The sequence below is a fragment of the Actinomadura sp. NPDC049753 genome (assembly GCF_040674655.1).
GTDB lineage: Bacteria > Actinomycetota > Actinomycetes > Streptosporangiales > Streptosporangiaceae > Spirillospora > Spirillospora verrucosospora.
Window position 1 is genome coordinate 1 of the sequence record NZ_JBFARL010000286.1, and the last position, 7,916, is coordinate 7,916.

Below are 7,916 nucleotides of genomic sequence, written 5' to 3' on the forward strand. Positions count from 1 at the left end.
CTGATCGCGCAGCGAGCCGCCAGGCGAGACGGAGCGATGCCAGCGATCGCCGCGTAGTTGTGGGGGTGGGGCGCTCTAGCGCCCCACCCCCACAACTACGCAATAAAAACGCGTGTCAAGTCGTAGCCGGCGGTGGTGGGGAGGAAGTAGGCGCCGTGGACTCGGGAGGAGCGGTAGGTGGTCTGGGCGCGGTCCAGGAGGGGGACGATCGCGGCGTCCTCCATGATCTTCTGGTCGGCCTGCTGCCAGTAGCCGGCGGCGCGCTGGGCGTCGGGGGCGGTGAGGGCGGCGTCGATGAGGCCGTTGACCTGCGGGTTGTCGTAGCCGCCGTAGTTGGTGGAGCCCGGGCCGTAGGCGCGGCCGTCGAAGAGGGGCTGGATGATCGACCGGCCGTTGTTGCCGTACCAGTCGGGGACCCAGCCGGGAGCGGCGATGTCCCAGCTGCCCTCGCGGGCGCGTGCGGGGGTGGACAGGGTGCTGGAGTAGAAGGAGCCGCCCGAGTCGGGGGTCAGTTCGGTCTCGACGCCGCAGGCGTGGAGGTTCTGGGCGATGGACTGGGCGATCAGCTTGTGGACGCTGTTCGTCCGGTAGGGGAACTTCAGCATGAGGCCGGAGCGGCCCGCCTTGCTGAGAAGCTCGCGGCATCTGGCGGGATCGCCGGACTCGCCGGGCGTGGGGTAGTGGTTGACGGCCGCGTAGCCGGAGTTGCCCGGCGGGATCACCGTGTGCAGCGGCCTGGCCACCGACGGCCCGCCGACGATCTTGATGAGGGCGCTGCGGTCGACGGCGTACTCCAGCGCCTGCCGTACCGCGCGGTCACCGAGCGCGCCGCGGTTTCGGGGGCTGCGCGTGTTGAAGACCAGGTACGGGCTGTTGTTCGGGGTCTCCCTGATCGCGAAGCGCGGGTCGTCGCGCAGCCGCGGGATCGCCGACGTCGGGACGGGCTGGTCCCACGCGAGGTCGGCGGTGCCCTGTTCGATCTGCTGCTGGACGGTCTCCGGCGAGTCCTGCCCCAGCGTGATCTGGATCTTCGCGACGTGCCGCTCGCGCAGCGGGTCCGAACCCGCCTGCCATGCCGGGTTGTGGGTGAGCAGATAGGAGATGCCCGGCTTGTAGTCGGTGATCTGGTACGGGCCGTCGGAGACGGTGTGCTGCCGGAAGTCGGCGCCGTCCGGGACGTACCGGTCGTACTCCTGCGGCGCGGCCGCGGTGACCGGCAGCGACAGCAGGTTGAGGAAGTCGCTGGCGGGACGCTTCAGCTCGAACACCAGCGTCCGCTCGTCCTTGGCGCGGACGCCCTCGAACCCGTGGTCGCGCTGGTAGGCGGCGATCGCCCGCGCGTCCTTCGCGTTCACGGAGGCGAAGCCGCGGCAGAACGCTTCCATGCCCTTGAGCGTGGAGACGAAGTAGCCCTTGGCGGCGGACGGCGTGGCCGGGTTGCACAGCCGTTCGAAGCCGCGGACGAAGTCCTGGGCGGTGACGGGGCGCGGGGGGGTGGTGTTCCACCGGACGCCGTCGCGCAGCCGGACCGTGTACGTGCGGCGGTCCTTGCCGACGTCGCCGTTCTCGCGCGTCGGGATCCGCTCGGCGACGTCGGGCCGCACGGGGACCGTCTCCTGGAAGTCGTTGGACGCGCGGTTCCCGAACAGCGTCCGGGCGAACGTGCGGACGAGCCCGTACGCGCCGACGCTGGCCACGGACGCGGGGTCGAGGTGCTCGACGTCGGAGGACCCGACGACGCGCAGCGTGCCGCCCTGGCGGGACGCGCCCTCCGCGGTCGCGCCGTCACCTCCTCCGGCGCATCCGGCGAGCCCCACCACGAGACCCGCCAGCCCCGCCGCCATCTTGATCATTTCGCGTGCCGCCACGGTGTCACCTCACTGACTCAGAGCCTGGCGCACTAGTCACCGGCGGTGTCACAGTAGGGCCAGAGCGTGACAAAGAGCCGGTACATCACCGTTTCTCTACAGAAGTAAGGACGCCCTGACAGTGGGATGTCCACTGTCAGGGCGTCCTCAGGGCGCTTTGTGATCAGGCTCTCAGCGCTCGACCTCGCCGCGGATGAACTTCTCCACCGCGTCGTGCGCCTGGTCGTCGTTGTACTGCTCCGGCGGCGACTTCATGAAGTAGGAGCTGGCCGACAGGATCGGGCCGCCGATGCCGCGGTCCTTGGCGATCTTGGCGGCGCGGACGGCGTCGATGATGACGCCGGCGGAGTTCGGGGAGTCCCAGACCTCCAGCTTGTACTCCAGGTTGAGGGGCGTGTCGCCGAAGGAGCGGCCCTCCAGCCGGACGTAGGCCCACTTGCGGTCGTCCAGCCACGGCACGTGGTCGGACGGGCCGATGTGCACGTCCGCCTTCGCCATCTCGTGCGGGATCTGCGAGGTGACCGACTGCGTCTTGGAGATCTTCTTGGACTGGAGCCGCTTGCGCTCCAGCATGTTCATGAAGTCCATGTTGCCGCCGAAGTTGAGCTGGTACGTGCGCAGCAGCTCGACACCGCGGTCCTCGAAGAGGCGGGCCATGACGCGGTGCGTGATGGTGGCGCCGACCTGCGACTTGATGTCGTCGCCGACGATCGGCACGCCCGCGTCGGTGAACTTCTGGGCCCACTCGGGGTCGCTGGCGATGAACACCGGAAGCGCGTTCACGAACGCGACCTTGGCGTCGATCGCGCACTGGGCGTAGAAGCGGTCGGCCTCCTCGGAGCCCACCGGCAGGTACGACACCAGGACGTCCACCTCGGCGTCCTTCAGCGCCTGCACGACGTCGACCGGCTCGGCGTCGGACTCCTCGACCATGTCCAGGTAGTACTCGCCCAGGCCGTCGAAAGTGTGCCCGCGCTGGACGGTCACCCCGGTGGGCGGCACGTCGGCGAACTTGATCGTGTTGTTCTCGCTGGCGTGGATGGCCTCGGAGAGGTCCATCCCCACCTTCTTGGCGTCCACGTCGAACGCCGCCACGAACTCGACGTCGCCCACGTGGTACTCGCCGAACTGGACGTGCATCAGGCCGGGAACTCGCGTGTCAGGGGCCGCGTCCTTGTAGAACTCGACGCCCTGGACGAGCGAAGAGGCGCAGTTGCCCACACCGACGATGGCTACGCGCACGGAACCCATCCGGTCGCTCCTTCTCTGTTGCGGAACATGTGGTGGAGACTCACCCGTCCCCGAAGGCACTGGGCCGCTCAGCGGCCCTCGTCCCGAGGCATGTCCTGGTCAATTCGCTTAGCTGACTGTGCTTGCTGTTCCTGCTCGGCCCGCTCGCGCCCGATGAGCTCGTTGAGCCACCGGACCTCGCGCTCGACGGACTCCAGCCCGTGGTTCTGCAGTTCCAGGGTGTAGGAGTCGACTCGTTCGCGGGTTCGCGCCAGGGCGGCGCGAACGCTCTCCAGGCGCTCCTCCAGCCGGCTGCGCCGGCCTTCGAGGATCCGCAGCCGGACGTCGGCACGGGTGTGCGAGAAGAAGGCGAAGTGCACGCCGAACCCCTCGTCCTCCCACGAAGCCGGGCCGGCCTCGGTGAGGAGCAACTGCAGGCGCTCCTTGCCGTCGGCGGTGAGCTTGTAAACGATCTTCGATCGGCGGCTCTGCAGCGCCAGCGGCGCGTTCGGCTCCTCCGGCCGGTCCTCCATGATCAGCCCGTTGGCCAGGAGCTGCTTGAGGCACGGGTAGAGCGAGCCGTACGAGAACGCGCGGAACATGCCCAGCAGGGTGTTGAGCCGCTTGCGCAGCTCGTAGCCGTGCATCGGGGACTCGTGCAGCAGCCCGAGCACGGCGAGCTCCAGCACGCCCGCGCCCTTCTTGGCCGCCATCCCGGTCCCTCTTCCGCAGAAGCCGATGTCTCGATCCGATGTATCGAGTGAATGTATCGACTCGATACATCGACAAGATACGTAGCCCGGCTCGTCCTGGCAAGTGGCGATCTACCTGGGACGCCCCGGATGGCCCACCGGCCCGTATCGCGAATGTGGCGATTTCAGGGTGTATGTGGTGGAAATGTGTCAAAGTTGCGTCCTGGAACCACCTGGCCGCGTCGCACGACCTCGATCCCGGGACAGCCCGGAACGGTGAGCAAGTGAGGAGGAGCCACCGACCCCTCGGGGCGCGGACCGGCCGGGGCGTCCTTCGCCGAGCACACGCTCCCCCCGCTCACCAGCCCGCACAGTACTCTTCGGACGGCGCACGAGCCGCAACAAGGGCCGGGAGCCACCCGGCCCTCGGCAACAACCGTTGTCCCCTGTTGATGAGGTCGCGTGAGTAATCCAAGCCAGCCCCGACCGGAACCTGGGTCGCAGAGGCCGGGCGGGCACCAGAACCCCCGTCCCGGTGACTCCGGCGACCCCGGCTTTCCGAGCGCCCACGGTGAGCCCGCCGGAACGAACCCCGCGGGCCCCTCTGGCATGCCCCAGAACCCCGCCCCGCCGGGAACGGCGGAAGGGCCCGGTTACATGAGCGCTCCTGGCGCGAGCCCGGGTCCGCTTGGCGGCCCGTCGAGCCCCGTCCCTCCGTCCACCGGTCGCCACGCCGCTCCCAGCGCGCCAGGCGGACCGGTCGCCCCGGACGGACGCAACGCTCCGGGAAACGCGGTCGTACCGAGCGGCCAAGGCGCGCCGGGCGGGCCGGGCGGCATGCCTGGCCAAGGCGGCTTCGGCGGCAACGGTGGGGTCGGCCCTAACGGCGGCCCCGGCGGGGCGCCCGGTCCAGGCGGATTCGGCGGACCTGGTGGCTTCGGCGGCAACGGCGGGTTCGGCGGACCTGGTGGATTCCAGCCGCCGGGCGCGCCCGGCAATGCCCCTTCGGGCGGCCCCGGCATGCAGGGCGGCCCCGGAATGGGAGGCGGCCGTCCTGGGATGGGCGGGCCCCCCGGCGGCCAACCAGGCCCGGGAATGGGGGCGCCGGGAGGCCCGGGCTTCCCGAACGCGCCCGGCATGGGGCCCGGTGCGGGAGGAATGGGGCCGCCCGCGGTGTTCGGGACGCCGGGGATGCCCGGCGCGGCCCCGAAGCCGGGCGTGCGCGAGAAGCTCGGTGAGCTCGGAAAGGCCGGACAGGAACTCGGCGCGAAGGTGACCGCGAAGTTCCGCGGCGGCGGCGTCCGCGCGGCCAACCGCACGGGCGGCCCTGCCGGCCCGGGTGGTCCCGCCGGTCCGGGAGGGCCCGGCGGCCCCGGCGGTCCGGGAGGTCCCGGTGGGCCCGGTGGGCCCGGACGGCACGGGCCGCCCGGCAAGAAGGGGTTCCTCGGACACCTGCGCTCCCGCGAGACCGGCTGGCGGCGCTTCATCCCGTCCTGGAAGGTCGTGGGCGGTTTCTGCGGCCTCGGGCTCGCGGCGTTCGTCACGCTGGTCTGGGTCGCCTACGCCAACACCCCGACCCCCAAGGAGCCGACGGTCGCGGGCGTCGAGGACCAGGCGTCGATCTTCTACTACACCGACGGCACCGAGATCGGCCGGATCGGCAAGAAGCGGCAGAGCGTCGAGCTGGCCAAGGTCCCGCCGAACGTCCAGAACGCGGTGCTGGCGGCGGAGAACCGCAGCTTCCGCACCGACCCGGGGTTCTCGATCAAGGGGACGACGCGGGCGGTGTGGAAGAACCTGACCGGCGGGTCGGGCGGCGGCTCCACGATCACCCAGCAGCTCGCGAAGAACTACTACTCCGACCCGAACAACCGGACGGTCAGCCGGAAGTTCCAGGAGCTGTTCATCTCGCTGAAGCTGGAGGACGAGCACTCCAAGGACGAGATCCTCAAGCTCTACCTGAACACGATCTACTTCGGCCGCGACACCTACGGCATCCAGGCGGCGTCCCGCGAGTACTTCGGGACGGACGTGTGGAAGCTGCGGCCCGACCAGGCGGCCCTGCTCGGCGGCATCATCCAGAACCCCAACCGGGATCCGGGGGACAAGGCCAGCCAGGCATGGGTGACCGGCAGGTACCAGTACACGCTCAACGGCATGGTCTCGATGGGCAAGCTCAGCCGGGCCGACGCCGACAAGTACATCAAGCAGGGCCCGCCCAAGCTCCGGAAGGCGGGCACCAGCAACCAGCTCTACGGCGGCCAGCGCGGTTACATGCTGATGCGCGCCAAGCTGGAGCTCGACCGGCAGGGCATCGACACCAAGGAGCTGACCACCCAGGGCCTTCGGGTCTACACGACGTTCGACCGCAAGAAGATGGCGATGGCCAAGCGGGCCGCCGAGCAGACCGTCCCGCAGGTGGACCCGAAGAAGCTCGCCAAGAAGAAGATCCGGGTCGGCCTGGTGTCGGTGAACACCGCGAACGGCGAGGTCGTCGCGTTCTACGGCGGCCCCGACTACCTGGCCCAGTCCTTCGACAACGTGTGGCAGGGGTCGGCGCAGGCCGGGTCGGCGATGAAGCCGTACGTGCTCGCGACGGCGCTGAAGCAGAACTACAGCCTGAAGAGCCTCGTCGAGGGGCGGTCGAAGACGCCGATCGGCCCGGACGGCAGCGTGGTGTCCAAGGACGACCCGAACGCCGTGATCGTCCCGAACAGCCATAACGTGGGCCCGGCGATCAACCTGATCACCGCGACGAAGGACTCGGTCAACACCGCGTTCATCCAGCTGATGGGCAAGGTCGGCATCGAGGAGGCGATGAAGACCGAGACCGACGCCGGCATCGCGTCCGACCTGCTGGAACCGCACAAGTGCTGCCTGAACCTCGCGCTGGGCGTCAACAACATCCGGCCGATCGAGCAGGCGGCGGGGTACGCGGTGTTCGCCAACGGCGGCATGTACCACCAGCCGCACGTGATCCGCGTGGTCAAGAAGTCCGACGGCAAGACGGTGCGGCTGCGGCCGAACTACGAGAAGCGCCGCGTCTTCAGCCCGAAGGTCGCCGCGGACGCGACGTACGCGATGCAGCAGGTCATCAGGAGCGGGACGGCGACCGCGGCCGCGCTGCCGGACGGGCGCCAGGCCGCGGGCAAGACCGGTACGACGGACCGGAACGTCTCGTCGTGGTTCGTCGGGTACGTCCCGCAGGTCTCGACCGCGGTGACGATCTACAACGACGCGGTCGGGCCGGACGGCAAGAAGAAGTCGGTGATCCTGCCGCAGATCGGCGAGGTCGAGGGCGGCACGATCCCCGCCCGCATCTGGCGGTCCTACATGGCGAACGCGGTCCGCGGCATGGACGCGCAGGCGTTCCCGCCGCCCGCATGGGGCGGGATCGAACAGAAGTGGGCGAAGCCGCCGGAGAAGAAGAAAAAGGACGACGAGGGCAAGCCGCCGTGGTGCAACACCCCGGTGGGCAAGTTCGACCCGCGCTGCCAGGACGGCGGCGACGGCGGCGACGGCAAGCAGCCGTGCCAGTCCCCCTTCCAGAACGGCAACTGCGACCCGAACAAGCCGCCGAGCAACCCGCCGCCGCGGTGGTGGTGCCAGATCCACCAGGGCGACCCCGCCTGCCGCAACCGGAGGGGCGGCCGGACCGTCCAGACCGAGAGCCTGCGGCCCCTGCCGCTGACCAGGCCGCCCGAATGAACCGGTCGGCCTTCGCGAACCGAACCGTCCACTGGATATGGGGGTGTGACATGGAGCATCCTGGCGATTCGCCGCACGTCGGCGCCTTTGAGCGCATGCGCCCGCCCGTTCCGATGAAGGTGAGCCTTGCCTCAGCGGCCACCTCCGCGCCGGGGGCACAGTACGCTCGGACGACGCAAAGCCGTCCCCCAGTTGATGAGGCCGCGTGAGTAACCCAAGCCGATACGGACCGGATTTCGGAGAGGGCTCTGGCCGGAGGGGCTCCCCCCGTCCCGGCTCTTCCGGTATGCCCTCGGGCGGGCAGCGTGGCGCGCCGGGCGGTCCCCCCATCGCGAGGTCGCCGCCGCGCATCTCGCCCCCGACCTGGCGGGCGCGAGCGAGGAGGACCTGGGCCAGGGCGCCGTCATGCTCGACCTGG

General features: G+C 69.9%; 4 protein-coding genes. 1 reads left to right on the forward strand and 3 read right to left on the reverse strand.

Annotated elements, in window-relative coordinates:
- Positions 1-95 precede the first annotated feature (95 nt).
- From AB0K37_RS38525 to AB0K37_RS38535, 3 genes are all read right to left on the reverse strand, one after another.
- Positions 96-1,868 carry an ABC transporter substrate-binding protein gene (locus tag AB0K37_RS38525; protein ID WP_363990159.1) on the reverse strand — a complete coding sequence of 591 codons (1,773 nt, stop codon included), beginning with the start codon at positions 1,866-1,868 and terminating at the stop codon, positions 96-98.
- Between the two features lie 171 nt (positions 1,869-2,039).
- On the reverse strand, positions 2,040-3,119 hold the full coding sequence (locus AB0K37_RS38530; RefSeq protein WP_363990162.1) for an inositol-3-phosphate synthase: 1,080 nt from the start codon (positions 3,117-3,119) through the stop codon (positions 2,040-2,042).
- Between the two features lie 68 nt (positions 3,120-3,187).
- Entirely contained in the window at positions 3,188-3,811 is a 624-nt protein-coding gene (locus AB0K37_RS38535; protein WP_179831420.1) for a PadR family transcriptional regulator, read from the reverse strand.
- Positions 3,812-4,948: 1,137 nt separating this feature from the next.
- Here AB0K37_RS38535 and AB0K37_RS38540 point away from each other — a divergent pair.
- Positions 4,949-7,498, forward strand: a complete 2,550-nt coding sequence (locus AB0K37_RS38540; protein WP_363990165.1) for a transglycosylase domain-containing protein — start codon at positions 4,949-4,951, stop codon at positions 7,496-7,498.
- The last annotated feature ends 418 nt before the right edge of the window (positions 7,499-7,916 follow it).